The organism is Microbacterium rhizosphaerae, assembly GCF_034120055.1.
Lineage (GTDB): Bacteria > Actinomycetota > Actinomycetes > Actinomycetales > Microbacteriaceae > Microbacterium > Microbacterium rhizosphaerae.
Genome location: NZ_CP139368.1, coordinates 1,299,708 through 1,325,799, shown reverse-complemented (window position 1 = coordinate 1,325,799; position 26,092 = coordinate 1,299,708). Strand labels below are relative to the sequence as shown.

Sequence of the window (26,092 nt, the reverse complement as noted above, 5' to 3'; positions counted from 1 at the left end):
GCGCGCCGCCCCCGCATCAGCCCCCGCTCCGCGGCCCGCGGCCTCCCTCGCCTGAGCCCCGGGCCTTCTCTAAAGTGGGTCCATGTCAACGAACAGCGACAACCCGCTCGACGACCCGGCAGCCGACCCGTTCGAGGTCGCGCGCCGCGCGGCCGAGGACATCGCCCGGCTCACCGGTGTCGGGCACCACGACATCGCCCTGACCCTCGGCAGCGGCTGGGGCAAGGCGGCGGATCTCATCGGCGAGACCGTCGCGACCCTCCCGGCCACCGACGTGACGGGCTTCGGCACGCCGGCACTCGAGGGGCACGTCGGAAACCTGCGCAGCGTCCGCACGCCCCGCGGCAAGCACGTGCTGGTCATCGGCGCGCGCACGCACTACTACGAGGGCCACGGCGTCCGGCGCGTCGTGCACAGCGTGCGCACCGCCGCAGCGACCGGAGCGAGCACGATGGTGCTCACCAACGGAGCGGGCGGCATCAAGAACACGTGGAAGCCGGGCCGCCCCGTGCTCATCAGCGACCACATCAACCTGACCGGCGCCTCGCCGCTCGAGGGCGCGACGTTCATCGACCTCACCGACCTGTACTCGCTGCGGCTGCGCGATGTCGCACGGCTCGTCGATCCGACCCTCGACGAGGGCGTGTACTGCCAGTTCCGCGGACCGCAGTACGAGACGCCGGCCGAGGTCCACATGGCCAAGACCATCGGCGGGCACATCGTGGGCATGTCGACGGCGCTCGAGGCGATCGCGGCGCGGCAGGCGGGCATGGAGGTGCTGGGCTTCTCCCTCATCACGAACATGGCCGCCGGCATCCAGACGACGCCCCTCAGCCACCAGGAGGTGATCGAGGCCGGCCGCGCCGCCGAGCCGGTGATCTCCTCGCTGCTGGCCCGGGTGATCGGGCAGCTGTGAGCGCCGCGGAGGGCCTGCTCGCCGAGGCGCGGGCGTGGCTCGCCCAGGATCCCGACGCGCAGACGCGCGCGGAGCTCGAAGACCTCGTCGCACGTGCCGAGTCAGGCGACGAGGATGCGTCGGCCGACCTCGCGAGCCGATTCGACGGGCGCCTCGCCTTCGGCACGGCCGGGCTGCGCGGAGAGCTCGGGGCCGGCAGCGCCCGTATGAACCGCGTGCTCGTCACGCAGGCCGCGGCCGGTCTCGCCGCCTACCTGCGGGAGCAGGCCGGCCACGATGACGAACCGCCCACGGTGGTGGTCGGCTACGACGGACGACGCAACTCGCACGTGTTCGCGGTGGACTCGGCCGAGATCTTCGCGGGCGCGGGCTTGCGGGCGATCCTCCTGCCGAGGCTGCTGCCGACGCCCGTGCTCGCCTTCGCGGTGCGCCACCTCGGGGCGGCGGCGGGCGTCATGGTCACCGCGAGCCACAACCCGCCGAACGACAATGGCTACAAGGTGTACCTCGGCGGGGCCGACGACGGCTCGCAGATCGTGCCGCCGGCGGATGCGGACATCGCCGCGCACATCGAGCGCATCGCGACCGAGTCGACGGTGGATGCGCTCCCCCGCTCGGTCGGCTACGAGACCGCCCCCGAGTCGGTCGTGGACGCGTACGTGGATGCCACGGCCGCCGTCGCACCCGCGCCGGACGGCGCGGAGGGCCTGAGCTGGGTCTACACGGCGATGCACGGCGTCGGGTGGGAGACGTTCGAGCGCATCGTCGCCACCGCCGGCTACCCCGCGCCGACGACCGTCGCCGCTCAGATCGAACCCGACGGCGCGTTCCCGACCGTCGCGTTCCCCAACCCGGAGGAGCCGGGCGCCCTCGACCTCGCGTACGAGACCGCGCGAGAGAGCGGCGCGGAGCTGATCGTGGCGAACGACCCCGACGCCGACCGCCTCGCCGTCGCGATCCCGGATGCCGCCGCCGAAGGCGGGTGGCGCCGGCTCACAGGCAACGAGGTCGGGCTGCTCCTCGGCTGGCGCGCTGCGCGACTGGCAGCCGACGGCGGCCGAAGGGAGGGCGCATCTCTCGCCTGCTCGCTCGTGTCGTCACCGGGGCTCGCGGCGGTCGCGCAGCACTACGGGCTGGACTTCCACGCGACGCTCACCGGCTTCAAGTGGATCTCGCGGGCGCCCGGGATCGTCTTCGGCTTCGAGGAGGCCCTCGGGTATCTCGTGAACCCTGACACGGTGCGCGACAAGGACGGCATCTCGGCGGCCATCGCCTTCCTCGGCCTCGTCGCCGACGCGCGGGGCCACGGCCGCACGGTCGACGACCTGCTGACCGAGTTCGGCGACACCTTCGGGCACTTCGCGAGCGACCAGATCTCGCTCCGGGTGGAGGACCTCTCGATCATCGGGCGGATCATGGCGGGCCTGCGGGAACGCCGGCCCGAGCGCATCGGCGACGTCGACGTCGAGCGGTTCGACGACCTCGCCGAAGGCGTCGACGATCTGCCTCCCGGAGACGTCGTGCGCCTGCACCTCGCCGGCGGGTCCCGGGTCGTCGTGCGTCCCTCGGGCACCGAGCCGAAGCTGAAGGCGTACCTCGACGTGCGCGGTGACACGCGTGACGACGCACGGGAGCGCCTGGACGCACTGCGGGAGGCGGTCGGCGCGCTGCTGGACGACCTGAGCTGACCGGCGCCGGGGAGCTCAGCCGTCGATGACGGCGGCGAGCTCCTCGACGAACGAGGGGAAGTCCACGCCGTTGCGGATGATCCGCTGGACGCTGTCGCGCTCCGAGAACACCTCGACGAACTGCTCGAACACGGTCTGGAACGCCTCCCGGTCGGTCTCGGAGAAGGCGACCATGGCGACGACGTTCACGCGGCCGTCGCCCCACGGGATCGACGGGTCCGCGATGCCGACGGCGATGGAGGTGCGGAACGCGGTCATCGCCAGCGCGTGCGGCACCGCGAGCGCGTCGGTGAACGCCGTCGAGCTCATGCGCTCCCGCTCGATCGTGTGCGCGACGTAGTCCTCGTCGATGACGCCCTGGGCCACGAGCAGCTGCCCGAGGCGCCGGATGACGCCCTCCTCCCCGCCGCTGCCGTCCAGGCCGCGCACGAACGCATCCGGGGCGAGGTAGCGCTGGAGGTCGGCGCGGAGGGTCGCGAGGCGCCGCCCACGACGGATGCGCACGGCCGCGGCCTGCACGCGTGCCACGTCGGCGTCGGTGAGGAACGGCTGGATGCGGACCACCCGCTCGGAGGCCACCGGAGCCTCGATCGTGGTCAGGATGAGGTCGGTGTCGATGCTCGCCCAGTCCGGGTCCATGCGCGTCTCCACCCAGACGACCTCGATCGCCTGGCCGAGGGAGCGGTCGATGCTCGAGCGCAGCAGCTCGTGGAGCTCCTGGTAACCGGGGCACACGATGGTGGCGGTCAGGAGGCGCTCGGAGCGCCGGTTCCGCTCGATGCGGCCCCCGACGTGCATGGCGATGTAGCCGATCTCGTCATCGACGATCGGCGTGCCGAGCCGGTCCTGGAGGCCGCTCGCGACGAAGACGGCGACCTCGAAGATCATGGGATGTGACGACTTGAGCTCGCGCGTCAGCGGGTTGCGCGGAACAGCTCCGGCCCGCGCCCGGTGCAGGAGGTTCTGCACGTGCAGGGCGAGGCGCAGGATGAAGTCGTCGTGCGCGATGTCCACGAGGTACTCGGATGCCGCCTGCTCCACGACCTCGCGGACGGCGTCGACGACGGCCGGATCGAGCTGCGCCCGGATCGTCGCGGCGCGGGACTCCGACCCGGGCTCCACGACGCGCGTGAGCACGATCATCGCGAGGTGGCGTCGGTCGCCCGCGCCGAGTTCGACCCCCAGGTCGTCGGAGACGAGCCGCGCGATGAGCGCCTCGATGTCGTCGGCCTCCCGAGGGCCGTCCTCGGCGAGTCCGAGCGGGTGGCCCCGGGCGGCGCGATCGGCCGCGATCACGATGTGCGCGATGACGTCGGCGATCGCGAACTCGTTCACGAAGAAGCCGAGCTCGGTGAGTCCGGCGACCAGGTCGCCCTTGAGCTTCGCCGACGCATCCATCGACACGGAGCCGCCGACCGAGCGCCGCAGCACGTCGAGGTCGAAGGAGCCGGCATCCATCTCGTCGTGCGCCAGCCGGCTGAGCAGCCGCCGACGGGCGAGCTCCTCGCCGCGCAGCTTGGCGCGCGACGCCGAGCGCTCGAGTGCGAGATCCATGCCGCTGAGCAGGGTGCGCACGCGCATGAGGTCCGCGTCGATGGTGGCGCTGCTCACGTGCAGCTCGTCGGCGATCTCGTACACGTCGATGCCGTCCGGGGAATCCAGCATCCCCCGCACGAGCCGGTGCAGCCGGTCACGCGGCGTGCCGCGCTCGACCGCGTTGGCGCGGCCCGCGGACGACGCCGCCGGACCGACGCGGTAGCCGAGGGGCCCGGATTCCACGACGAGCGCATTCGGATCGCGCGTGTTGAGGGCCGTGACGTACGACCGGATGCTGCGCGGCGTGACGCCGAGGGCGTCAGCCAGCACCGCTGCCGTGGCCCAGTCGTTCTCGTGCAGGAGCAGGCCGAGCAGGCGGTCCTGTCGTGCTCTCGTCACTCGCCCTCCGTGCGGCCGCATCCGTCTTCACCGTCGCCCGGCCAGTAAATCACGGACGCCGCTGCGCCGGGGCGGAACCGCCAGGGCATGTTCCGCGGGGGCGGAAAGTTGTCTGCCTCCCGCCCCGGGCACGCAGCTGCGCACAATGTCGGAGAAGGAGGCGGATCGATGAGGATCCTCGTTGTCTGCGGTGCGGGCGCGTCCAGCACGTTCGTGGCGCAGCGGGTGCGCTCTGCCGCGGAGGACAGGGGCATTCCGTGCGAGGCACGCGCCGGGAGCGAGAGCAGCATCGGGGCGGACCTCGACACCCTCGACGTCGTGCTCGTGGGCCCTCATCTCGCTCCGCGCATGGAGCTCATCCGCGCGGGCGCGGCGTCCCGCGGCGCCGTCGCGGTGCTCCTGCCCGGCGACGTCTTCTCCGACCTGGACGGATCGCGAACCCTCGCCCTCGTGCAGGAGAGCATCGCGTCCAGCCGCATCACGGCACCGACCCAACGAGAGGATCACGATGACTGAGATCGCGCGCACCGTGCGCATCGGCTCGTCCCACGGCCTGCACGCACGGCCGGCCAAGATGTTCGCCCAGGCGGCGAAGGAGGCCGGCATCCCGGTGACCGTCGCGAAGGGCGCCGGCGCTCCGGTGAACGCCGCGAGCATCCTGGGCGTGATCGCGCTCGGCGCCGAGCAGGGCGACTACGTCACGCTCACCGCGGACGGGGAGAACGCCGAGCAGGTGCTCGACACCCTCAGCGAGCTGCTGACCACCGACCACGACGCGGCGTGACGAGGGGTGACGACATGTCTCAGATCCGCGGAGTAGGCATCGGCCAGGGCGTCGCGCAGGGCCCGATCGCCCGCATGACCCCGCCCCTGGCCGCGCCGATCGACGAACCGGCGACCGCCGGCGTCGAGGAGGAGACCGCCCGCGTCCGGGAGGCGATGGGCGTCGTCGCCCGCGACCTGGAGGAGCGCGGCGAGCGCGCGGGCGGAACGGCCCGGGACGTGCTCGAGGCCCAGGCGATGATGGCCGAGGATCCGGCCCTCGAGTCCGAGGTCGACTCGCGTCTGGCCGCGGGCAAGAACGCCGAGTGGGCGGTGTTCGACGCGTTCGCCTCGTTCCGCGACCAGCTGACGGCCCTCGGCGGCTACCTCGGTGAGCGCGCCGCCGACCTCGACGACGTCGCGCAGCGCATCATCGCGCGGCTGCGCGGAGTCTCGGCACCCGGCATCCCGGATCCGGGACATCCGTTCGTGCTGGTGGCGGAGGATCTCGCCCCCGCGGACACCGCGCTCCTCGATCTCGACAAGGTGCTCGCACTCGTCACGACGCAGGGCGGACCGACCTCGCACACGGCGATCCTCGCGCGGGAGAAGTCGATCGTCGCCATCGTGGGCGCCACGACCGCCGACCGGCTGCGAGACGGCGAGACCGTGATCGTGGATGCCGCGGCCGGCCTCGTCATCTCGGAGCCGTCGGCGGACGACCTCGACCAGGCGCGCCGCCGCGCGGACGATCGGCTGCGCACCGCATCCGCCCCGCTCACGCCCGGCGCCCTCGCGGACGGGACGCCGGTGCCGCTGCTCGCGAACCTCGGAAACCCGGATGCGACGAACGCCGTCGCCCTCGGCGCCGAGGGCGTCGGGCTGTTCCGCACCGAGTTCCTGTTCCTCGGCAACCAGTCCGCGCCGACGATCACCCAGCAGCGGGAGTCCTACGAGCGGCTGCTCGGGGCCTTTCCCGGCAAGAAGGTCGTGGTGCGCGTGCTGGATGCGGGCGCCGACAAGCCGCTCGCGTTCCTCAACGACGCGCACGAGGAGAATCCGGCGCTGGGCCTGCGCGGTCTGCGCGCCCTGCGGGCCAGCGAGGACATCCTGCGCGAGCAGCTGACCGCGCTCGCGGAGGCGGACGCCGCCGTGCGCGCCGCCGGCGAGGCCGCCGACCTGTGGGTCATGGCGCCCATGGTCTCGACGACCGAGGAGACCGAATACTTCGTCACGATCGCCCGGGAGTACGGCATCCGCACGGCCGGGGTCATGGTCGAGGTGCCGTCCTCCGCCCTGCTGGCCGACCGCATCCTCGCCCACGCGGACTTCGCGTCCATCGGCACCAACGACCTCACCCAGTACACGCTCGCCGCCGACCGCCTGCTGGGCTCGGTGGCGGGCTTCCAAGACCCCTGGCATCCCGCGGTCCTGCGCCTCGTGCGCGAGGTCGGGGATGCCGGGCGCCGCACCGGCAAGCCGGTCGGCATCTGCGGAGAGGCGGCGGCAGACCCCCTGCTTGCCGTCGTCCTCGTGGGCCTCGGCGCCACGTCACTGTCGATGGCGCCGACGGCGCTCGCCGACGTACGTGCGTCGCTCGCGACCCACACCCTCGACGATGCCCGGCGCATCGCCGAGGCCGCACTCGCCGCAGACGACGCGGCGTCCGCCCGAGACGCGGCCATGTCGGCCGCCATCCCCCGAGAGAGGCAACTCCCATGACAACGACGTCACCCCCACAGGCCCCGAGTGCGGGCCGCAAAGCGCAGGTCCACATCCAGCGCTTCGGCACGTTCCTCTCCGGCATGATCATGCCGAACATCGCGGCGTTCATCGCCTGGGGCCTCATCACCAGCCTGTTCATCTCCGCCGGATGGCTGGGCTGGTGGCACCCGGTCGCCGACATGCTCGGCGGCTTCGGCAACGCCGACCAGATCGGCTGGAGCCACGCCATGACGACCCTGGCGACCGGGGCCGACGGCAAGACCTTCCCGCAGTATGTGGGTCTGGTCGGCTCGATGATCACCTACCTGCTGCCGCTGCTGATCGCCAACCAGGGCGGTCGCATGGTCTACGGCGAGCGCGGCGGCGTCGTCGCATCCATCGCCACCATGGGCGTGATCGTCGGCACCACCATCCCGATGTTCCTCGGCGCGATGATCATGGGTCCGTTCGCGGCGTGGGTCTGCAAGAAGATGGACCAGCTGTGGGACGGCAAGATCCGCCCCGGCTTCGAGATGCTGGTCAACAACTTCTCGGCCGGCATCCTGGGCATGATCCTGGCCGTCGTGGGCTTCTTCGCCTTCGGACCGGTCATCACCTTCGTGAGCGAGGGCCTCGGCTCGATCGTGCAGTGGCTCGTGAACCAGAGCCTGCTGCCGCTCCTGTCGATCATCGTCGAGCCGGCGAAGGTGCTGTTCCTGAACAACGCCATCAACCACGGCGTCTTCACACCGCTCGGCATCCAGCAGGCCGCGCACACCGGCAAGTCGATCCTGTTCCTCATCGAGGCGAACCCCGGCCCCGGCCTGGGCGTCCTCCTGGCGTACTCGTTCTTCGGCGTCGGCATGGCACGCGCCTCCGCACCGGGTGCGATCATCATCCAGTTCCTCGGCGGCATCCACGAGATCTACTTCCCGTACGTGCTCATGAAGCCGATCCTCCTGATCTCGGTGATCGCCGGCGGCATGACGGGCGTCGCGACGAACCAGTTCCTGGGCGGCGGTCTGCGGTTCCCCGCCGCGCCGGGATCCATCATCGCCGTGACGATCGCGGCCCTGCCTCCGGGCGTGCCGAACCTGCTGGTCGTGCTCCTGTCGGTGCTGCTGGCGGCGACGGTCTCGTTCCTGCTGTCGTCGGTCTTCCTGCTGCGCACCCGCCGTCGTGACATGGCGACCGAGGGGGCGGGCGACCTGACGAGCGCCATCGCGCAGACCGAGGCGAACAAGGGCAAGGAGTCGGCAGCGCTGTCGGGTCTGCGCGCACGCGCCACGGCCAATGCGGCCGCGGAGGGCGAGCAGCTGGACACGTACGGCTCCGAGGCGGCGGATGCGATCGCCGCGGGCACCGTGGTCTCCGAGCGGCCGATCCACAACATCGTGTTCGCGTGCGACGCCGGAATGGGCTCCTCCGCGATGGGGGCGAGCGTCCTGCGGAACAAGGTCAAGAAGGCGGGCGTGGAGAACGTGACGGTCGTCAACAAGGCCATCGCGAACCTCGACGGCTCGGAGGACCTGATCATCACGCAGAACCAGCTCACCGATCGCGCACGGGCCAAGGCGCCGAACGCGATCCACGTCACCGTGGACAACTTCATGAACTCGCCGCGGTACGACGAGGTCGTGGACACGGTGCGCGAGCAGCAGAAGCACGGCGAGTAGGTCACGAAGGGGATCTCACATGTCTGACGATGTTCTGACCCGCGACCGGGTGCGCATCCACCCGGAAGCAGCGACGCAGGACGAGGCGATGCGGGAGGCCGCCGGCATCCTGGAGGATGCCGGCGCGGTCACCGCCGCGTACTACGGCGCGATGAAGGATCGTGAGCAGACCGTGTCGACGTACATGGGCAACGAGCTCGCGATCCCGCACGGCACGAACGAGGCGAAGGACGAGATCCTCTCATCCGCGCTCTCGCTCGTGCGGTACGACGGCGGTGTCGATTGGGGCGGAGAACCGGTCCGCTTCGTCGTCGGCATCGCCGGGAAGGGCGACGAGCACCTCGAGATCCTCTCCCGCATCGCCATCCTCTTCTCGGATGACGACGACGTCGCACGGCTCAAGGGCGCATCGAGCGCGGACGAGCTGTTCGACCTCCTGGCGAGCGTGAACGAGACATGAAGGCGGTCCAGTTCGGCGCCGGCAACATCGGGCGCGGCTTCGTCGGTCTGCTGCTGCACCAGGGCGGCTACGAGCTGGTCTTCTCGGATGTCGCCGCCGCACTCGTCGATGCGATCGACGCGACGCCTCAGTACACGGTGCACGCCGTGGGCGAGGGCGGCGGCGACACCGTGGTGACGGGATTCCGCGCGCTCAACAGCGCGGTGGACCCGGATGCCGTGGCCGACGAGGTCGCGACAGCCGAGGTCGCCACGACCGCGGTGGGCCCGACCATCCTGCGTTTCGTCGCACCCCTCCTCGTGGAGGGGCTGCGGCGGCGCTCGGCATCCCTCGCCCCGCTCCAGGTGATGGCGTGCGAGAACGCGATCAACGCCACCGACCTGCTGCGGGGCGAGATGCAGGCCGTCGCCGGCGACGAGTGGGAGGCGCTGGCCGCCCGCGCGGTGTTCGCCAACACCGCGGTGGACCGCATCGTGCCGGCGCAGCCGGCCGGCGGCGGCGTGGATGTCACGGTCGAGGCGTTCTACGAGTGGGCCATCGAGCGCCCGCCGTTCGGCGACGATCCGCCCCGCATCCCGGGCGCGCACTTCGTGCCCGACCTCGCGCCGTACATCGAGCGCAAGCTCTTCACGGTCAACACCGGCCATGCCGCGACCGCGTACTTCGGGGCGCGCGTGGGTCGGGAGACGATCGCGGATGCGCTCGCCGACCCCGCCGTCGCGGCCGGCGTCGAGGCAGCCCTCGAGGAGACCTCGGCGCTGCTCGAGGCCGTTCACGGGCTCTCCGCCGCGGACCTCGCGGAGTATCGCTCCACGATCCTCCGGCGGTTCCGCAACCCGGCTCTGCCCGACACCGTGTGGCGGGTCGGCCGGCAGCCGCTGCGCAAGCTCTCGAGGAACGAGCGCTTCGTGGGGCCCGCCGCCGCGGCCGCCGAGCGCGGGCTGCCGACGCGGGCGCTCGTCGCGGCGATGGCCGCGGCGCTCGAGTTCGACGACCCGGCCGACGAGCAGGCCGTCGAGCTCCAGGTCATGCTGCGCGACGTGGATGCCGACACCCTCACCTCGACGGTGACCGGGCTCGAGCCCGACCATCCGCTGTACCGACCGGTGCGCGAAGTCGTCGCCGCCCGGCAGGCGGCCCTGCGCTCGGTCGCCGCGCCGGAGGAGGGCGCTTAGGCTGGATCGGTGGAATTCGCGACCCCCGTCACGCTCGAGAACGCGCACGTCCGCCTCGAACCGCTGGATGCGGCGGCCCACGGAGCCGATCTGGCGCGAGCCTGCGTCGGGCTCGAGCACGCGTGGTACACGAGCGTGCCGAGCCCCGAGGACGTCCCCGACGACGTCGGAGCGCGGCTCGCCATGCGGGATGCCGGGACCATGAATCCCTTCGCCGTGCGGCGGCTCGCGACCGGCGAGATCGTGGGGCAGACGACGTTCTGCAACATCGACCAGCCCAGCCGGCACGTCGAGATCGGGTACACGTGGCTGGGGCCGGCGGCGCAGCGCAGCGAGGTCAACACGGCGGCGAAGATCCTGCTGCTGACCCACGCTTTCGAGGCGTGCGACGCGATCGCCGTGGAGTTGCGCACGCACTGGCACAACCGCCAGTCGCGAGCGGCCATCGCGCGCCTGGGCGCCAAGCAGGACGGGGTGCTGCGCAACCACCGCATCGGACCCGACGGCATCCTCCGCGACACCGTCGTCTTCTCGATCATCGCCGGCGAGTCGCCCGCGGTGCGCCGCGGCCTGCAGGAGCGTCTGGCCCGCGGCTGACGTCATTGTGCGGCGGGACCCGCCGCACAGTGGATGCGCAGGCCCTACGATCGGCCTAGCGGCCTCGGTGCGTCGGGGTCCTGGGTGCAGCGAGCGGAAGGGGACGACGTTGGTGCTTTCCAAGCCGCCGGCGCGCGCATCCATCCGCGACGTCGCCGCACGGGCGGGGGTCTCCCGGCAGACGGTGTCCCGCGTGCTCAACGACCTGCCCGGCATGTCGGAGGAGACGGCGGCGCGCGTGCGCGCGGTGATCGCGGAGCTCGACTACCGGCCCAACCGCGCCGCACGCACCCTCGCCACCTCGCGCCACCGCACGATCGGCCTCATCACGACGGCGCCGCGCGAGTTCGGACCCGCCAGCATCGCCCTCGCCATCGAGCGCGCCGCGCGCGAATACGACTACGCGCTCGCCAGCGTCTCGGCGGCCTCCGACGGCGAGGAGGAGATCGCCGAGGCCCTGGACGAGCTCGTCCGCTGGGGCGTGGACGGCATCGTCGTGATCGCGCCCCAGGCGGCGAGCTGGCCCCTCATCCAGGAGCGGCTCGGAACGATGCCGTCGCTGACGCTGCAATGGTCGGGCGGCCCGGCCAACACGGCGGCCATCGACCAGCGCGTGGGCGCAGTGGCCGCCACCCGGCACCTCATCGGGCTCGGGCATCGCCGCATCCTCCATCTCGCCGGACCCGAGGGCTGGGCCGAGGTCGACCAGCGCATCGCGGGGTACCGGGAGGCGCTCGCGCAGGCCGATCTCGAGCCGCTCGCTCCGGTGCGCGGCGACTGGACGGCGGATTCGGGCTACGAGGTCGGGCTGCGCATCCTCCCCGGCCGTGACTTCACCGCAGTGTTCGCCTCGAACGACCAGATGGCGATCGGGCTGCTGCACGCCGCTCGGGAGGCCGGCGTCGAGGTCCCCCTCGAGCTCAGCGTCGTCGGCTTCGACGACATCCCCGAGGCCCGGCACGCGGCACCGCCGCTCACGACCGTCCGGCAGGGGTTCACCGCCCTCGGCGACACAGCGATGCGCCGCCTGATCGCGGTCGTCGAGCGGCGGCCGGTGCCCGACGGCGAGGTGCCGGATCAGACGACGTTCGTCGTGCGCGAGAGCACCGCGCCGCCTCAGCCCTGACCCGCGGACGCGGACGGCGAGGGCTGACCCTCCACCGTCACGCGGTAGACGACGGTCGAGTGCGGTGCGACGGTCGCACCGAACGACGAGCCGGCGCTCATGACCTCGCCCGACCACAGGTCGTGCAGCCGCAGGGCGCCCCCTCGCACTGCGATCGCGCGAGCCGTGGTGTCGATGCGCGTCGGCTGATCGCCCGCGTTGAAGAGCGCGACGGCCACGTCCCCGTCCGCGAGGGGCTTCGCGAGCACCCATGTCGTCCCCGCCTGCGACACCACGCGGGCCGGTGTCCCCAGCTCGTCCTGGTCGACGGCGATGAGGTCCCTGTCGCCCAGGATCGCCAGGGTCTCCGGCGTCGCCGAGCGCAGGTCGGTGCCGATGAGCAGCGGCGCCGCCATCATCGCCCACAGTGCGAAGTGGCTGCGGTACTCGGCATCCGTCATGCCGCCGTTGCCGACCTCGAGCATGTCGGGGTCGTTCCAGCGGCCGGGTCCGGCGTAGGCGGCGAGACGGACGTTCTGCTCGAAGATCGCGAGCATGCTCGCGTAGCGGTCCTTGATGTCGTGGGTCGTCCGCCACAGGCCCGCCATGGCCGGCGCCCACATCCACGGCTCGTGGATCCCCCACTCGCACAGGCTCAGCACGATCGGGCGGTCGACGCCCGCGAGCGCATCCGCCATGCGCTGGTAGCGCGCCCGGTAGCCCGCCTCATCGGCCGTGAAGTGCATGCGCCGGCCGTCGACGGTCACGGACTTGGCGCCGCAGTTGTCGTACTTGAGGTAGTCGATGCCCCACTGCGCGAAGGTGCGCGCATCGACGGCCTCGTAGCCGAGGCTTCCGGCGAGCCCCTCGCACGTCGTGGTGCCGGCGCTCTCGTAGATCCCCGCCTTGAGCCCACGGGCATGGATGTACGCGACGAGCGCAGGGATGCCGCTCGGGAACCGCCGCGGATCCGCCACGAGCCGGTGCGTCGACGCGTCGCGTCCTGCGGCGGCCCGCGCTCGGCTGCCGGGGGCGGCATCGCGCCCCGCCATCCAGCAGTCGTCGATGCCGACGTAGGTGTATCCGTCGTCGCGCAGGCCGGTGGTCACCAGCAGATCCGCCGCAGCGCGGATGTCGGCCTCGTCCACGTCGCACCCGAACGCATTCCAGTCGTTGAACCCCATCGGCGGGGTCTGCAGCACGGTCGGCGGGCGGGAGGCGGCCGGAGCCGTGGGCACCGGAGCGGCCGCCGTCGTGCACCCCGACAGTGCGCCGGCCAGCGCGGCCGCCGCGACAGCGAGGGCGGTCAGGCGGTTCCGCGTCACACCGCACACGATACGCGGCGGGCGGCGGACGCCTCGCGCGCATAACACTCCGGTGACAGACCGTTGTCCTCCGGAGAGTCCAGGAGTAGTTTCTACGTGACCGGTCACGTTGACCATTCCCACAGCACCGACGAAGGAGTCGCGAATGCCTCAATCCTTGTCTCACGTCACGCTCAACCGACGTCAGCTGTTCGCCGGCGCCGGCGCCGGCGCGCTGGCCCTCACGCTCGCCTCCTGCACGGGCGGGTCGGCCCCCAGCTCCTCGGGCACCGGGTCGCTCACGTTCGGCTCGAACGCCTCGGACCCCGTGCCCAAGAAGGCGTATGCCGACTTCGTCGCGGCCTTCGAGAAGAAGTCCGGCGACAAGGTCACCGTCAACACGAGCGACCACAACTCGTTCCAGGAGAAGATCAACAACTACCTGCAGGGCAGCCCGGACGACGCCTTCACCTGGTTCGCCGGCTACCGCATGCGGTACTTCGCCAAGAACGACCTGCTGGGCGACGTCTCCGATGTCTGGAAGAAGGTCGGCGGCAACTACAGCGACGCCATGAAGACCGCCTCCACAGGCGACGACGGCAAGCAGTACTTCGTGCCGAACTACAACTACCCGTGGGGCTACTTCTACCGCAAGTCGCTGTGGCAGGAGAAGGGCTACGCGGTGCCCACGAAGTGGGACGACCTGGTCACGCTCGCCAAGAAGATGCAGGCCGACGGGATCATCCCCATCCAGTTCGCCGACAAGGACGGCTGGCCGGCCATGGGCACGTTCGACTACATCAACATGCGCCTGAACGGTTACCAGTTCCACCTCGACCTCTGCGCGCACAAGGAATCCTGGGACCAGGACAAGGTCAAGAAGGTCTTCGACACCTGGAACGAGATCCGGCCCTACCAGGACCCGGCGGCCCTCGGCCTCACCTGGCAGGACGCCGCCCAGAAGGTCGGGAACAAGCAGGCCGGCATGTACCTGCTCGGCTCGTTCGTGATGCAGCAGTTCACCGACCCGGCCGTGGCGGCCGACATCGGCTTCTTCGAGTTCCCCGAGATCGCCATGGAGGGCCAGACGGCGCTCGAGGCGCCCATCGACGGCCTATGCCTGTCCAAGAAGGGCGCCGACTCGCAGGCGGCGAAGGACATGCTCGCCTTCATGGGCACCGGTGCCGGCCAGCTCGCGTACTGGAAGGCCGACCCCTCGAACATCATGACCGCGAAGGATGCCGACACCTCGTCGTACAGCGACTTCACGAAGATGCTCGGACAGGTCATCGCGAAGGCAGGCCACATCAGCCAGTTCTTCGACCGCGACGCGCTGCCGGCCATGGCCAGCAACGTGATGATCCCTGCGCTCCAGAACTTCACGAAGTCCGGGACGATCGATCTGGCGAACATGGAGTCGCAGGCGAAGCAGCTCTATTCGCAGCAGTGAGAAGGGCCCGACGTTGACCGCGATTCGCACGGACACCGTCGCCGCGGAGCGCGTGCCGGAGGTTCACGAGCCTCCGGCACGGCGCCACCGCCTGCGTCAGCTCTCCGGGGGCGACAAGGTCGTCCTGGCGATCATGATCGCCATCCCGACCCTCATCCAGGCGCTCCTCATCTGGATCCCGACGGTCGCCTCGGTGTTCCTCTCGTTCACGAAGTGGAACGGCCTGTCCATCACGAACCTGCGCTTCGCGGGGCTGGACAACTACCTCTACATCCTCAAGGACTACCCGCCGTTCTGGCCGGCGGTGCTGCACAACGTGATCTGGCTGGTCTTCCTGGCGGTCATCGCGACGCCCCTCGGGCTGCTGCTCGCGGTGCTCCTCGACCGGCCCCTGCGTGGCACCCGCATCTACCAGTCGTTCTTCTTCGTGCCCGTCATGCTCTCCCTCGCCCTCATCGGCGTGATCTGGCAGCTGTTCTACTCGCAGGACAACGGTCTGCTGAACAACCTGCTCGGCACCTCCGGCACGTCGCACGCCGTGGACTGGTTCGGCGACTCCCGTGTGAACCTGTGGGCAGCCCTCATCGCCGCGACCTGGCGGCACGCGGGCTACATCATGATCCTGTATCTCGCGGGGCTGAAGGGCGTCGACCCCTCGCTGCGCGAGGCTGCCGCCCTCGACGGCGCGAACGGCGCCCAGACGTTCTTCCGTGTCGTGTTCCCCGTCATGCGGCCCACGAACATCATCGTCGTCGTGATCACGATCATCGAGGCCCTGCGAGCCTTCGACATCGTGTGGATCATCAACGGCGGCACCAACGGACTCGAGCTCCTCTCCGCCCTGGTGGTGCGCAACCTCGTGGGTGAGGGCCAGGTCATCGGCATCGGGTCGGCGCTCGCCGTCGTGCTGCTCGTGATCTCGCTCGTGCCGATCGTCTTCTACCTCGTCCGCACCTTCGGGAAGGAGGCCGCCGAATGACCGCGGCTTCGGACGCCCTGACGACCAGCGCCATCGTCACCGGGCAGGACAAGCGCGAGGCCGCCGGGCGGCACGGACCGCGCCCTGCGCGCTTGTGGACGTACATCTTCCTCATCGTCATGGCGCTCATCTGGCTGCTGCCCCTCGCGTGGAGCCTCTTCACCTCGCTGCGGCCTTATGCCGATACGGCGAAGTACGGGTACTTCTCCTTCGGTGGCACGTTCAACGTGCAGAACTACATCGACGCCTGGAACCAGGGCGGGTTCTCGACGTACTTCATGAACTCGGTCATCTACGTGGTGCCGACCGTCATCCTGACGCTCTTCCTGGCATCGATGATGGCGTACGCGGTCAGCCGCTACTCGTGGACGTTCAGCCTGACCCTGCTCATCATGTTCACGGCCGGGAACCTCCTGCCCCCGCAGGTACTGGCGACGCCGCTGTTCGAGGCGTTCCGCCTGCTGAAGCTCCCTTACTGGATGAGCGATTCCGGCACCCTGCTGAACACCTACATCAGCGTGATCGCGGTGAACACGGCGTTCCAGATCGGCTTCTGCACCTTCGTGCTCGCCAACTTCATGAAGGCGCTGCCGACCGAGCTGTCCGAGGCGGCGAAGGTCGACGGGGCCGGCGTCTGGCGGCACTACTGGTCGATCGTGCTGCCGCTCAGCCGGCCCGCGCTCGCGGCTCTGGCCACCCTCGAGGTCATCTTCATCTACAACGACTTCTTCTGGCCGCTGCTGTTCATCCAGAGCGGCAACCGGCTGCCGGTCACCACCGCCATCAACAACCTCAAGGGCGAGTGGCTGACGAACTACAACCTGCTGGCGGCGGGCGCCATGATCACGGTCATCCCGACCCTGGTCATCTACCTGCTGCTGCAGCGGCATTTCATCGCCGGTCTGACGCTCGGAGCAAGCAAGGGATGAGGGACGCCATGCCCGCACGACAGGTGTATCTGGAGGGCGGGGGCACGGGCATCCTGCTCGATGTCAGCGACGGCGATGTCGTCGTCGTCCATTGGGGATCGGCGCTGCCCGCACCCCTCCCGGACGCGAGCCTCCTGCTGCCCGCCGTGCCGCACTCGATGTTCGACGTCCCCGTGCGTGCGTCGCTCGTGCCCCAGGCATCGCGCGGCTGGCGCGGGCGCCCCGGCATCCGCGGAGCCCGCGACGACGGCGGCTCGTACTCGCCCCTCCTCGTCGTCGAAGCGGTGGATGCCGACACCCGCCGCGCGGTCGTCCGGCTGTCCGGCGACGGGCTCGCCCTGGCGATCACGCTCGCCATCGACGAGCAGGGCATCCTTCAGGCCGACGCGGAGCTGACCAACACCGGGGACGGCGTCTATCGCCTGGACGCGCTCGAAATCGCCCTGCCGGTGCCCGATCGCGCCACCGAGATCCTCGACTACGCCGGACGCTGGGCAAAGGAGAAGCAGGAGCAGCGGCACGGCGTGCGCTTCGGGACGTGGACGCGCGAAGCGCGGCACGGCCGCACCGGCCACGACGCGACGGGTCTCCTGGCCGTCGGCACGACCGGCTTCGGCTACGGTCGCGGCGAGGTGTGGGGCATCCACCTCGGCTGGAGCGGAGACCACGAGCACCGCGTCGAGCGGATCGGCTCCGGCACGACGGTCGTCGCGGCCGGGGAGCTGCTGCACGCCGGCGAGATCGTGCTGACCGCGGGCGAGAGCCACCGCACCCCGACGCTGTACGCGGCCCACTCCACCGCGGGGCTCGACGGCGTCAGCGCGCGCTTCCACCGCCACCTGCGCGCGCGGCCCGGTCACCCGCACAGCCCGCGGCCGGTGGTGCTGAACACGTGGGAGGCCGTGTACTTCCGCCACGACCTCGATGAGCTGTCCGCGCTCGCCGAGACGGCGGCCGAACTCGGCGTCGAGCGGTTCGTGCTCGACGACGGCTGGTTCCTCGGGCGGCGGCGCGACACGCGCGGTCTCGGCGACTGGGTCGTCGACCCGGAGGTGTGGCCCGAGGGGCTCGGACCGCTCATCGAGCGGGTCGAGGCGCACGGCATGCGCTTCGGTCTGTGGGTCGAGCCGGAGATGGTCAACGAGGACTCGGACGTGGTGCGGCAGCATCCCGACTGGATCTCGGGGCCCGCCGGACGGCGATCCCCGGAGTGGCGCTCGCAGCAGGTGCTCGACCTCGTGAACCCCGAGGCGTTCGCGTACGTCCTCGCGCGTCTCGACGACCTCCTGACGGAGTACCCGGGCATCGCGTTCCTCAAGTGGGACCAGAACCGCGACCAGACCGAGCTCGGGTCCAGAGGGCGATCGAGCACCCGCGCTCAGACGCTCGCCGCGTACCGGCTCTTCGACGAGCTGCGGGCGGGCCACCCCGACGTCGAGATCGAGTCGTGCTCGTCCGGCGGCGCGCGGGTCGACCTCGGCATCCTCCAGCGCACCGACCGCGTCTGGGCCTCCGACACGAACGACGCCCTGGAGCGGCAGTTCATCCAGCGCGGCACGCACGTCCTGCTGCCGCCGGAGCTCGTCGGCTCGCACGTCGGGCCGCCGACCGCGCACACCACGGGCCGCACGCACGACCTGTCGTTCCGCGCGATCACGGCCCTCATCGGGCATTTCGGCATCGAGTGGGACGTGCGCACGGCGTCCGACGCCGATCGCGCCGCACTGGCGGCGGCGATCGCGTTCTACCGGGAGCACCGCGCGCTCCTGCACTCCGGGCGCCTCGTGCACGCCGATGACCTCGACGCGTCGGTCGGCGTCACCGGCGTCGTCGCCGACGACGGGTCGAGCGCCGTCTTCGTCTGGGCGGTCCTGGCGGCGACGCCCGCGGAGGTGCCGCCGCCCATGACGTTCCCCGGTCTCGACCGCGAGCGCGTCTACCGCGTGCGGGTCGGGCTGGCAGTGGATGCGCACAGTGCGCAGGACCGGCGGCATCCGAGCTGGTTCCCCGGTCCCGTGGAGCTGACCGGCGCAGCGCTCGCCGACATCGGACTCCCGATGCCCGCACTGCGACCCGAGCACGCGATCGTCTTCGAGGTGACGGCGCTCTCATGACGGCTCCCGACGTCGTGCCGCAGGGCACGTGCGCGCCTCGGGCGCGATTCGAGACGGATGCGCGCATCCTGAGCCTCGACGGCGAGTGGGCCGTGCGGTGGTCGGACTCCCCTGCCACGGCCCCCGACGACCTCGCGGACCCCGACCTCGATATCGCCGCGTGGGATCGCATCCCGGTGCCCTCGAGCTGGCCGCTGCACGGGCACGGCGCTCCGCTCTACGCCAACAAGCGCTTCCCGTTCCCGGTCGAGCCGCCGCACGTGCCGGACGACAACCCGGTGGCCGATCACGCGGTGCGCTTCGACTGGACCCCCGGCGGCCGCACCCTCCTCCGGCTGGACGGCGTCGATGCCGCCGGGACGGTCCTGGTCAACGGCATCCTCGTCGGCACGACCCGCGGCAGCCGCCTGGTCCACGAGTTCGACATCACGGATGCGGTCCGCCCCGGGTCGAATCTGCTCGTCATCCGCGTCGCGCAGTGGGCGCCCACGAGCTACCTCGAAGACCAGGACATGTGGTGGCTCCCCGGCGTCTTCCGCTCCGTCGCCGTGCTCGACCGGCCGGCCGGCGGCATCCGCGACGTGCGCGTCGAGGCCGATTGGACGGAGGGCCACGGGACGCTCCGGGTGGAGGTGGATGCCGAGGACGGCGAGGCGCGCTCCGTCCGCATCCGAGTGCCCGAGCTCGGCCTCGACCTCGCCCCCGGAGAGACCGCGACCGCCGTCGCAGAGCCGTGGTCGGCCGAGTCACCGCGGCTGTACGACCTCGAGATCGCGTCGGCGGTGGAGACCGCGCGCCTGCGCATCGGCTTCCGGACGGTCCGGATCGACGGCGTCCGTCTGATGGTGAACGACCGGCCCCTGCTGCTGCGCGGCGTCAACCGGCACGAGCACGATCCCGACCTCGGTCGCGTCGTGCCGCGCGAGGTCGTGGAGCACGAGCTGCGGCTCATGAAGCAGCACAACATCAACGCCATCCGCACGTCGCACTACCCGCCACATCCCGACGTCCCGGCGCTCGCCGACGAGCTCGGGTTCTGGGTCATCCTCGAGTGCGACTTCGAGACGCACGGCTTCGAGTACGTCGACTGGCACGGCAACCCCACAGACGATCCGGCCTACGAGACGGCTCTGCGCGACCGCATGGCGCGCACGGTCGAGCGCGACCGGAACCATCCCAGCATCATCATGTGGTCGCTCGGCAACGAGTCGTACGCGGGGTGCAACATCGCGGCGATGGCCGATGAGGCGCGCCGACGGGATGCCTCGCGTCCGCTGCACTACGAGGGCGATCGGTCGTCGGCGCACGTGGACGTGTACTCCCGCATGTACGCGCACCCCGAGGAGGTCGCCGTCATCGGCCGTGGCGAGGAGGAGCCCCTGGGCGACGCGGCGCTGGATGCGCACCGCCGCGGCATGCCGTTCATCCTCTGCGAGTACGCGCACGCGATGGGCAACGGACCGGGCGGCCTCCGCGAATACCAGGAACTCTTCGAGTCGAGCGACCGAGCGGCCGGCGGCTTCATCTGGGAGTGGCTCGAGCACGGCATCCGCCGGCACACCGCAGACGGGCGCGAGTTCTCCGCGTACGGCGGCGACTTCGGCGAGCATGTGCACGACGGCAACTTCGTCGCGGACGGCCTGGTGGATGCGGACCGCCGCCCGCGGCCCGGCCTCGCCGACGTCGCGAAGGTCTTCGCACCCGTCCGCCTCACGATCGGCGAGAGTGCCGTCACCGTCGAGAACCGCCACGACGTCGTCGACCTCTCGCATCTGCGAGGCGTGTGGTCGCTCGACAGCGCACGCGGCACGTTCGACCTGCCCGGCATCGGGCCCGGCGAGTCGGCGACGGTGCCACTGCCGCCGGGGGCACAGGGGCCCGGGGTGCTCACGGTCGCGGCCGTGCTGGCGGACGACACGAACTGGGCCTCCGCGGGGCACGAGGTCGCGTGGGCGCAGCGCGGTGCCCCCGTCGCCCCTGCGGCCTCGAGCGCTTCCGCCGTGCCGGAGCGCGGCGGGCGCGGCATCCATCTCGGCCCCGCGAGGATCGACGCGGTGACCGGCCGTCTCTCCCTCGGCGGACTCGACCTGGCCGGCCCCGAGCTCGTCCTGTGGCGCGCGCCGACGGACAACGACCTCGGCGCCGCGCACGCCGCGCCGTCCAGCGGCCACGACCTCGACCCGCCGGAGGCGGCGGACTGGGACGCTGCGGAACTCCCGCGCCTCATGACCCGCGTGCTCGGTGTGGATGTGGAGCCCGACGCCGTGGTCGTCCGCACGCGCGTCGCCCCCGCCGTCTTCGGGTGGGGTGCGCTCGTCGCGCTCCGCTACGAGTCGGACGGGGATGCGATCGGCCTGCACGTGCGCGTCGATCCGGACGGCACGTGGCCGTGCACATGGGCGCGCGTCGGACTGCGCATCCACCTGCCGTTCACGCCGTCTGTCCGGTGGACGGGCCTCGGCCCCGACCAGGCCTACCCCGACACGGGCCTCGGCCAGCGCCTCGGCGCGTGGGAGGCGACCCTCGAGCAGTTGCGCACCGACTATGTGCGGCCGCAGGAGAGCGGATCGCGCGCGCAGGTCACGGAGCTGGAGATGACGGATGTCGCCGGCTCCGGCCTGCGCATCACCGGCGACGGCTTCGCCTTCACGGCCAATCCGTGGACGGCTGCCGAGCTCGCCGCGGCCGCGCATCCGACCGATCTGCCGACGCCGCGCGACGGCTGCTGGCTGACGATCGACTTCGCGCAGCACGGCGTGGGCACCGGCGCGTGCGGGCCGGGCGTCCTGCCGCCCTATCGGCTCGAACCGAGGTCGGTCGAGGGCCGGGTCGCCCTGCGGCTGCTGCCCTGAGCAACTCGACTAGCATCGGCTGGTGACCCTCGTCCTCGCCGGAATCGCCGTGTTCATCGCGGCCGTCATCCAGCGGATCACGGGACTCGGGTTCGTCCTGGTGCTCGTCGGACCGATCGTGCTGCTGTACGGGCCTGTCGAGGGCGTCACGATCGCCGTGCTCCTCGCCTTCGTGGCGTCGCTCAGCGCCGTGCCGCTGGTGTGGCGCCATGTCGATGGGCGGCGGACGTGGTGGCTCATCTGGCCGGGCCTCCTCGCGGCCCCGCTCGGCGCCCTCTTCGTGCGGGTGCTGCCGGATGCCGCGCTCCTCCTGCTCATCGCCGCGATGGCGTACTTCGCCCTGGTCGCGGGACGCATCCGGGCCCTCTCCGGTTCGCTGACCGGACGCACCGGAGCGGTCGTCGCGGGAGCCGCGGGTGGCTTCATGAACGTCGCCAGCGGCCTGTCCGGACCGCCGCTCGCCGCCTACGCGGTCGGCGACCGCTGGCCTCAGCGCAGCTTCGCCGCGAGCGCGCAGGTCATCTTCGTCGTGTTCGACGTCGCCTCGGTCGCCCTCCGCGGCCTGCCCGCCGCACCCGCTCAGGACGTGTGGATGCTCGTCGCCGTCACGGTCGCCGGCATCGCGATCGGGTCGATCCTCGCCCGGAACGTCTCGCCGCGGATCGCCCGCATCGCGATGCTCGCGCTCGCCTGGGCCGGGGCCACGGTCGTGCTCATCCGCGGCGTCCTGGCACTGTTCGCCTGACCCGCGCCCCCCGCGCGCCCCGCCCCTGCGCCCCGCCCCGCCCCCGCCCCCCGCGCCCCGCGCCGCGCGCCCCGCGCCGCGCGCCGCGCGCCCCGCGGCCTGCAGAACTCCACGGATCTGCGCGCGGTGGGGCGTGTTTCCCTCCGGGGATCGGTGTGTCACGTCTGATCCGTGGAGTTGTGCAGGCGTCTCCTCCGGAAGAGAGGCGGGAGCCGCAGCAGTCCACACCTGCGACCCACGGCGGACGACGACGCCGCCGACCGCGCTTCGCTGGGGGATGTCGAGCACTGACATCCGCGCGACGGCGAAGGCCGTCCTGTCTGCGACGTTCCTCACCCCGCACCGTGTGAGGGAGATGGGGCTCACCCGTCATCGCCTGGCTGCTCAGGTCGCCGTGGGAGCCCTCTGGCGCGTGCGGAAAGGTCGCTATGTCACGCCGGACACGCACCCGTCCCTCGTCGAGGCGGCGCGCTACGGCGGCCGTCTCGACTGCGTCTCGCTCCTGGCGGCGCTCGGCGTGTTCGTCCGTGAGAGGCCGGGGTCGCATTTCCAGTTCACGCCGGGTACGACCCGCCTGCCCGTGCGACCGCCCGAGGTCATCGCCCATTGGCGGTTCGTGGAGGCCGGCGACGACGCTCTCACCGCAGATCTCCTCGGAGCGCTCGTTCAGGCGTGCAGATGCCAGTCGCCGCGTGACGCGATCGCCACGCTCGACAGCGCGTGGCACCACGGCCTCATCGACGAGGCGGATGTCGCGGAGATCCTACGGCGCCTCCCGCGACGATTCCGTCCACGTCGGGCCCTCCTGGATGCCCGCAGCGAATCGGGCGCCGAGACGCTCATGCGACTGATCCTGGTGGAGCTCGGGTGCCGCGTCGACGTACAGGTCGAGTTGCCCGGGGTGGGCCGCGTCGACCTCATTGTGGACGGCTGGCTCATCGTCGAATGCGACAGCCGGGCATTCCATGAGGGATGGACGGCGCAGGTCCGCGACCGCAGGCGAGACCTGGCGGCAGCAGCACTCGGATACGCGACGATCCGGCCGCTTGCCGAGGACGTCTACTACCGGTGCGAGGAGATCGTGAGCACGATGAAGGAGATCCTCTCGTGGGGCCCAGGCCGTCTGCAGGACTCCACGGATCCCGTCCCTCTCGGGCGCGCACGCTGAGCGCGGGCGCCTCGGGCTCCCTCTCCGTGGAGTTCTGCAGGCCGGGCAGAGCGTCAGACGTCGAATCCGTCGGTGATCAGGTCGATCAGCTCCTCGCGCTCCTCCACCGGGAGGAAGGCTCCGGCGGCGGCGTTCAGCTGGAAGACCTCGAGGTCGTCGAGGTCGTAGTCGAACGTCTCGACCAGCAGCGCGAGCTCGCGCGTCAGCGACGTGCGGCTCATCGTGCGGTTGTCCACGTTCACGGTCACCGAGAAGCCGAGCTGGTAGAGGAGGTCGAACGGGTGATCGGCGAGCTCGCTCCCCCAGCGCTCGATGGCGCCGGTCTGCAGGTTCGACGACGGCGACAGCTCGAGCGGGATCTCGCGGTCGCGCACCCAGCGCGCCAGGTCGCCGAACTGCACGAGGACCTCGTCGCCGGCGCGCGAGACGACCTCGAGGTCCTCCGCGATCCGCACGCCGTGGCCGAGGCGCAGGGCGCGGCCGTCGATGAGGGCTGAGCGGATCGAGTCCAGACCGGCCGCCTCTCCGGCGTGGATGGTCACCGGGAAGAACTCCGAAGCGAGGTACTCGAACGCCGGGCGGTGCCGCGACGGCGGGAAGCCGTCCTCCGGGCCGGCGATGTCGAAGCCGACCGCGCCGCGTCCGCGGAATGCCACCGCCAGCTCGGCGATCTCGAGGGAGCGGTCGGCGTGCCGCATCGCGGAGACGAGTTGGCCCACCCGGATGTCCTGGCCACGGGACTCCGCGGCATCCTCCCCCTCCTCGATGCCCTGCTGCACGGCTTCCACGGCCTCCACGAGGCTGAGCCCTCCGGCCAGGTGCTGCTCGGGAGCCCAGCGCACCTCGCCGTAGATCACCCCGTCGGTCGCGAGGTCCTCGACGAACTCGCGTGCGACGCGGGTCAGCGATTCCGCGGTCTGCATGACGGCCGTGGTCAGGTCGAAGGTCTTGAGGTACTCGACGAGCGAGCCGGAGTCGCTGCGCGCAGCGAACCAGTCGGCCAGGGCACCCGCGTCGGACTCGGGCACCTCGACCCCCGCCTCGTCGGCGAGCTCGAGGATCGTCTGCGGCCGCAGCGCGCCGTCGAGGTGGTCGTGCAGCGAGACCTTGGGCAGGCCGCGCAGCGAGACGCCGTCGACGAGCGCGTCGCCGTTCTGATCGATGGGCATGGTGGTTCCTCCGTGGGGGTGGGAGTCAGGCGGTGATGCGTTCGCGGACGAGCGTGCGATCGGTGGATGCCGAGGCCGCCCCCGGCTCCCCCACCTCCCACGCGCTCTCGAGCGCCTCGAGCGCGCGCGGGAAGCGTGCGGCGTCGTCTGCGAGCAGTGTCAGCACCGGCTGCCCGGCGACCACGGTGTCGCCCGGCTTGACGTGCAGGTCGATGCCCGCGGCGTGCACCACGGGATCCTGGGCGCGGGCGCGGCCCGCCCCGAGCCGCCACGCGGCGACGCCGAAGGGCAGTGCGTCCATGCGCGTCACGACACCCGAGGCGGGGGCCGTCACGACGTGGGTCTCGCGCGGCTGGGGCAGCGCAGCATCCGGATCGCCGCCCTGCGCCGCGATCATGGATCGCCACGCATCCATCGCCCGGCCGTCCCGGAGCGCGGCCTCGACATCGGCGTCCGGCTGTCCTGCCAGGGCGAGCATCTCGCGGGCGAGAGCGACGGTGAGCTCCACGACGTCGGCAGGACCGCCGCCGGCGAGCACCTCGACCGACTCGCGCACCTCGTTCGCGTTTCCGATGGTGAGGCCGAGCGGCGTGTTCATGTCGGTCAGGAGCGCGGTCGTCGCGACGCCCGAGTCGGTGCCGAGCTCGACCATCGTGCGCGCGAGCTCACGTGCACGGTCGATGTCGTGCATGAACGCTCCCGAGCCGAACTTCACGTCGAGCACGAGCGCTCCCGTGCCCTCCGCGATCTTCTTCGACATGATGCTCGACGCGATGAGCGGGATCGCCTCGACGGTGCCCGTGACGTCACGGAGGGCGTAGAGCTTCTTGTCCGCCGGCGCGAGCCCGGAACCGGCGGCGCAGATGACGGGGCCGATGTCGCGCAGTTGGGCGAACATCTCCTCGTTCGTGAGCGCAGCGCGCCACCCGGGGATCGACTCGAGCTTGTCGAGGGTGCCGCCGGTGTGTCCGAGCCCGCGACCCGACAGCTGCGGCACGGCGACGCCGAAGCATGCCACGAGCGGCGCGAGCGGCAGCGTGATCTTGTCGCCGACGCCGCCGGTCGAGTGCTTGTCGGCCGTCGGCTTGCCGAGCGAGGCGAAGCTCATCCGCTCGCCCGATGCGATCATGGCGTCGGTCATGACGCGGATCTCGTCGCGGCTCATGCCGCGCAGGAACACGGCCATGGCGAAGGCGGCCATCTGCGGATCGGTGACGTAGCCGCGGGTGTAGGCATCCACCATCCAGCGCAGCGCGTCCTCGGGGACGGCCCCGCCGTCGCGCTTGGCGCGGATGACGTCGACCGCGTCGAAAGCCTCCACGGTCATTCTCCGGCCTCTTCCGGTCCCTGAGCGTGTCGAAGGG

At 71.3% G+C, this 26,092-nt stretch carries 21 protein-coding genes; 17 read left to right on the top strand and 4 right to left on the bottom strand.

Annotated features, from left to right (window positions below):
- Window positions 1-82 precede the first annotated feature (82 nt).
- Window positions 83-916, top strand: coding sequence for a purine-nucleoside phosphorylase (locus SM116_RS05705; protein WP_320943492.1), 834 nt, complete (start codon window positions 83-85; stop codon window positions 914-916).
- The gene (locus SM116_RS05700) at window positions 913-2,604 is read left to right on the top strand and encodes a phospho-sugar mutase (protein ID WP_320943491.1); all 1,692 of its coding nucleotides are present in this window, start codon (window positions 913-915) and stop codon (window positions 2,602-2,604) included. The genes SM116_RS05705 and SM116_RS05700 overlap by 4 nt, the downstream gene beginning before the upstream one ends.
- 15 nt (window positions 2,605-2,619) lie before the next feature.
- Here SM116_RS05700 and SM116_RS05695 read toward each other — a convergent pair whose 3' ends face one another.
- Window positions 2,620-4,560, bottom strand: coding sequence for a BglG family transcription antiterminator (locus tag SM116_RS05695; RefSeq protein WP_320943490.1), 1,941 nt, complete (start codon window positions 4,558-4,560; stop codon window positions 2,620-2,622).
- A 147-nt stretch (window positions 4,561-4,707) separates the two neighbouring features.
- On the opposite strand from SM116_RS05695, the gene SM116_RS05690 reads away from it, so the two are divergent.
- The 8 genes from SM116_RS05690 to SM116_RS05655 all read left to right on the top strand — a co-directional run bounded on the left by SM116_RS05690 (window position 4,708) and on the right by SM116_RS05655 (window position 12,039).
- On the top strand, window positions 4,708-5,055 hold the full coding sequence (locus tag SM116_RS05690) for a PTS sugar transporter subunit IIB (RefSeq protein ID WP_320943489.1): 348 nt from the start codon (window positions 4,708-4,710) through the stop codon (window positions 5,053-5,055).
- Window positions 5,048-5,323 carry an HPr family phosphocarrier protein gene (locus tag SM116_RS05685; protein WP_320943488.1) on the top strand — a complete coding sequence of 92 codons (276 nt, stop codon included), beginning with the start codon at window positions 5,048-5,050 and terminating at the stop codon, window positions 5,321-5,323. The genes SM116_RS05690 and SM116_RS05685 overlap by 8 nt, the downstream gene beginning before the upstream one ends.
- A gap of 14 nt (window positions 5,324-5,337) precedes the next feature.
- A complete protein-coding gene (gene ptsP / locus SM116_RS05680) occupies window positions 5,338-7,023 on the top strand; it encodes a phosphoenolpyruvate--protein phosphotransferase (RefSeq protein ID WP_320943487.1) in 1,686 nt (561 codons plus the stop codon).
- Window positions 7,020-8,681 carry a PTS mannitol transporter subunit IIBC gene (locus SM116_RS05675; RefSeq protein ID WP_320943486.1) on the top strand — a complete coding sequence of 554 codons (1,662 nt, stop codon included), beginning with the start codon at window positions 7,020-7,022 and terminating at the stop codon, window positions 8,679-8,681. Before ptsP ends, SM116_RS05675 begins: the two co-directional genes overlap by 4 nt.
- A gap of 19 nt (window positions 8,682-8,700) precedes the next feature.
- Window positions 8,701-9,141 (top strand): PTS mannitol transporter subunit IIA, encoded by a 441-nt coding sequence (locus tag SM116_RS05670; protein WP_320943485.1) that lies wholly within the window; start codon window positions 8,701-8,703, stop codon window positions 9,139-9,141.
- Complete coding sequence (locus SM116_RS05665; RefSeq protein ID WP_320943484.1) at window positions 9,138-10,316, top strand: mannitol-1-phosphate 5-dehydrogenase; 1,179 nt, start codon at window positions 9,138-9,140, stop codon at window positions 10,314-10,316. Before SM116_RS05670 ends, SM116_RS05665 begins: the two co-directional genes overlap by 4 nt.
- Window positions 10,317-10,325: 9 nt before the next feature.
- A complete protein-coding gene (locus SM116_RS05660; protein WP_320943483.1) occupies window positions 10,326-10,913 on the top strand; it encodes a GNAT family N-acetyltransferase in 588 nt (195 codons plus the stop codon).
- 112 nt (window positions 10,914-11,025) lie between these two features.
- The gene (locus SM116_RS05655) at window positions 11,026-12,039 is read left to right on the top strand and encodes a LacI family DNA-binding transcriptional regulator (protein ID WP_320944105.1); all 1,014 of its coding nucleotides are present in this window, start codon (window positions 11,026-11,028) and stop codon (window positions 12,037-12,039) included.
- Here the strand turns inward: SM116_RS05655 and SM116_RS05650 are convergent.
- Window positions 12,030-13,343: a glycoside hydrolase family 27 protein gene (locus tag SM116_RS05650; RefSeq protein ID WP_320943482.1), complete on the bottom strand. Its 1,314-nt coding sequence runs from the start codon at window positions 13,341-13,343 to the stop codon at window positions 12,030-12,032. The genes SM116_RS05655 and SM116_RS05650 overlap by 10 nt on opposite strands.
- A 145-nt stretch (window positions 13,344-13,488) precedes the next feature.
- On the opposite strand from SM116_RS05650, the gene SM116_RS05645 reads away from it, so the two are divergent.
- The 7 genes from SM116_RS05645 (at window position 13,489) to SM116_RS05615 (ending at window position 23,559) form a co-directional block, all read left to right on the top strand.
- Window positions 13,489-14,772 (top strand): ABC transporter substrate-binding protein, encoded by a 1,284-nt coding sequence (locus SM116_RS05645; RefSeq protein ID WP_320943481.1) that lies wholly within the window; start codon window positions 13,489-13,491, stop codon window positions 14,770-14,772.
- 13 nt (window positions 14,773-14,785) lie between these two features.
- Window positions 14,786-15,751 (top strand): carbohydrate ABC transporter permease, encoded by a 966-nt coding sequence (locus SM116_RS05640; protein ID WP_320943480.1) that lies wholly within the window; start codon window positions 14,786-14,788, stop codon window positions 15,749-15,751.
- Complete coding sequence (locus SM116_RS05635) at window positions 15,748-16,680, top strand: carbohydrate ABC transporter permease (RefSeq protein WP_320943479.1); 933 nt, start codon at window positions 15,748-15,750, stop codon at window positions 16,678-16,680. The genes SM116_RS05640 and SM116_RS05635 overlap by 4 nt, the downstream gene beginning before the upstream one ends.
- An 8-nt stretch (window positions 16,681-16,688) precedes the next feature.
- Entirely contained in the window at window positions 16,689-18,794 is a 2,106-nt protein-coding gene (locus SM116_RS05630; protein ID WP_320943478.1) for an alpha-galactosidase, read from the top strand.
- A complete protein-coding gene (locus SM116_RS05625; protein ID WP_320943477.1) occupies window positions 18,791-21,646 on the top strand; it encodes a glycoside hydrolase family 2 TIM barrel-domain containing protein in 2,856 nt (951 codons plus the stop codon). The genes SM116_RS05630 and SM116_RS05625 overlap by 4 nt, the downstream gene beginning before the upstream one ends.
- Window positions 21,647-21,668: 22 nt before the next feature.
- Window positions 21,669-22,391, top strand: a complete 723-nt coding sequence (locus SM116_RS05620; protein WP_320943476.1) for a TSUP family transporter — start codon at window positions 21,669-21,671, stop codon at window positions 22,389-22,391.
- Between the two features lie 277 nt (window positions 22,392-22,668).
- Window positions 22,669-23,559, top strand: coding sequence for an endonuclease domain-containing protein (locus tag SM116_RS05615; protein WP_320943475.1), 891 nt, complete (start codon window positions 22,669-22,671; stop codon window positions 23,557-23,559).
- 53 nt (window positions 23,560-23,612) lie between these two features.
- Here the strand turns inward: SM116_RS05615 and SM116_RS05610 are convergent, their stop codons facing one another.
- Both SM116_RS05610 and SM116_RS05605 read right to left on the bottom strand, forming a co-directional pair.
- Window positions 23,613-24,728 carry an adenosine deaminase gene (locus tag SM116_RS05610; protein WP_320943474.1) on the bottom strand — a complete coding sequence of 372 codons (1,116 nt, stop codon included), beginning with the start codon at window positions 24,726-24,728 and terminating at the stop codon, window positions 23,613-23,615.
- Window positions 24,729-24,753: 25 nt separating this feature from the next.
- The gene (locus SM116_RS05605) at window positions 24,754-26,055 is read right to left on the bottom strand and encodes a thymidine phosphorylase (protein ID WP_320943473.1); all 1,302 of its coding nucleotides are present in this window, start codon (window positions 26,053-26,055) and stop codon (window positions 24,754-24,756) included.
- Window positions 26,056-26,092: the final 37 nt, after the last annotated feature.

Excerpts from the sequence above, each read along its gene's own strand:
- SM116_RS05635 (WP_320943479.1), top strand. The coding sequence starts at position 15,748 with ATGACCGCGGCTTCGGACGCCCTGACGACCAGCGCCATCGTCACCGGG.
- SM116_RS05625 (WP_320943477.1), top strand. The coding sequence starts at position 18,791 with ATGACGGCTCCCGACGTCGTGCCGCAGGGCACGTGCGCGCCTCGGGCG.
- SM116_RS05605 (WP_320943473.1), bottom strand. The coding sequence starts at position 26,055 with ATGACCGTGGAGGCTTTCGACGCGGTCGACGTCATCCGCGCCAAGCGC.
- SM116_RS05675 (WP_320943486.1), top strand. The coding sequence starts at position 7,020 with ATGACAACGACGTCACCCCCACAGGCCCCGAGTGCGGGCCGCAAAGCG.
- SM116_RS05695 (WP_320943490.1), bottom strand. The coding sequence starts at position 4,560 with ATGCGGCCGCACGGAGGGCGAGTGACGAGAGCACGACAGGACCGCCTG.
- SM116_RS05645 (WP_320943481.1), top strand. The coding sequence starts at position 13,489 with ATGCCTCAATCCTTGTCTCACGTCACGCTCAACCGACGTCAGCTGTTC.
- SM116_RS05705 (WP_320943492.1), top strand. The coding sequence starts at position 83 with ATGTCAACGAACAGCGACAACCCGCTCGACGACCCGGCAGCCGACCCG.
- SM116_RS05690 (WP_320943489.1), top strand. The coding sequence starts at position 4,708 with ATGAGGATCCTCGTTGTCTGCGGTGCGGGCGCGTCCAGCACGTTCGTG.
- SM116_RS05615 (WP_320943475.1), top strand. The coding sequence starts at position 22,669 with ATGTCGAGCACTGACATCCGCGCGACGGCGAAGGCCGTCCTGTCTGCG.
- SM116_RS05665 (WP_320943484.1), top strand. The coding sequence starts at position 9,138 with ATGAAGGCGGTCCAGTTCGGCGCCGGCAACATCGGGCGCGGCTTCGTC.
- ptsP (WP_320943487.1), top strand. The coding sequence starts at position 5,338 with ATGTCTCAGATCCGCGGAGTAGGCATCGGCCAGGGCGTCGCGCAGGGC.
- SM116_RS05685 (WP_320943488.1), top strand. The coding sequence starts at position 5,048 with ATGACTGAGATCGCGCGCACCGTGCGCATCGGCTCGTCCCACGGCCTG.
- SM116_RS05610 (WP_320943474.1), bottom strand. The coding sequence starts at position 24,728 with ATGCCCATCGATCAGAACGGCGACGCGCTCGTCGACGGCGTCTCGCTG.
- SM116_RS05630 (WP_320943478.1), top strand. The coding sequence starts at position 16,689 with ATGCCCGCACGACAGGTGTATCTGGAGGGCGGGGGCACGGGCATCCTG.
- SM116_RS05670 (WP_320943485.1), top strand. The coding sequence starts at position 8,701 with ATGTCTGACGATGTTCTGACCCGCGACCGGGTGCGCATCCACCCGGAA.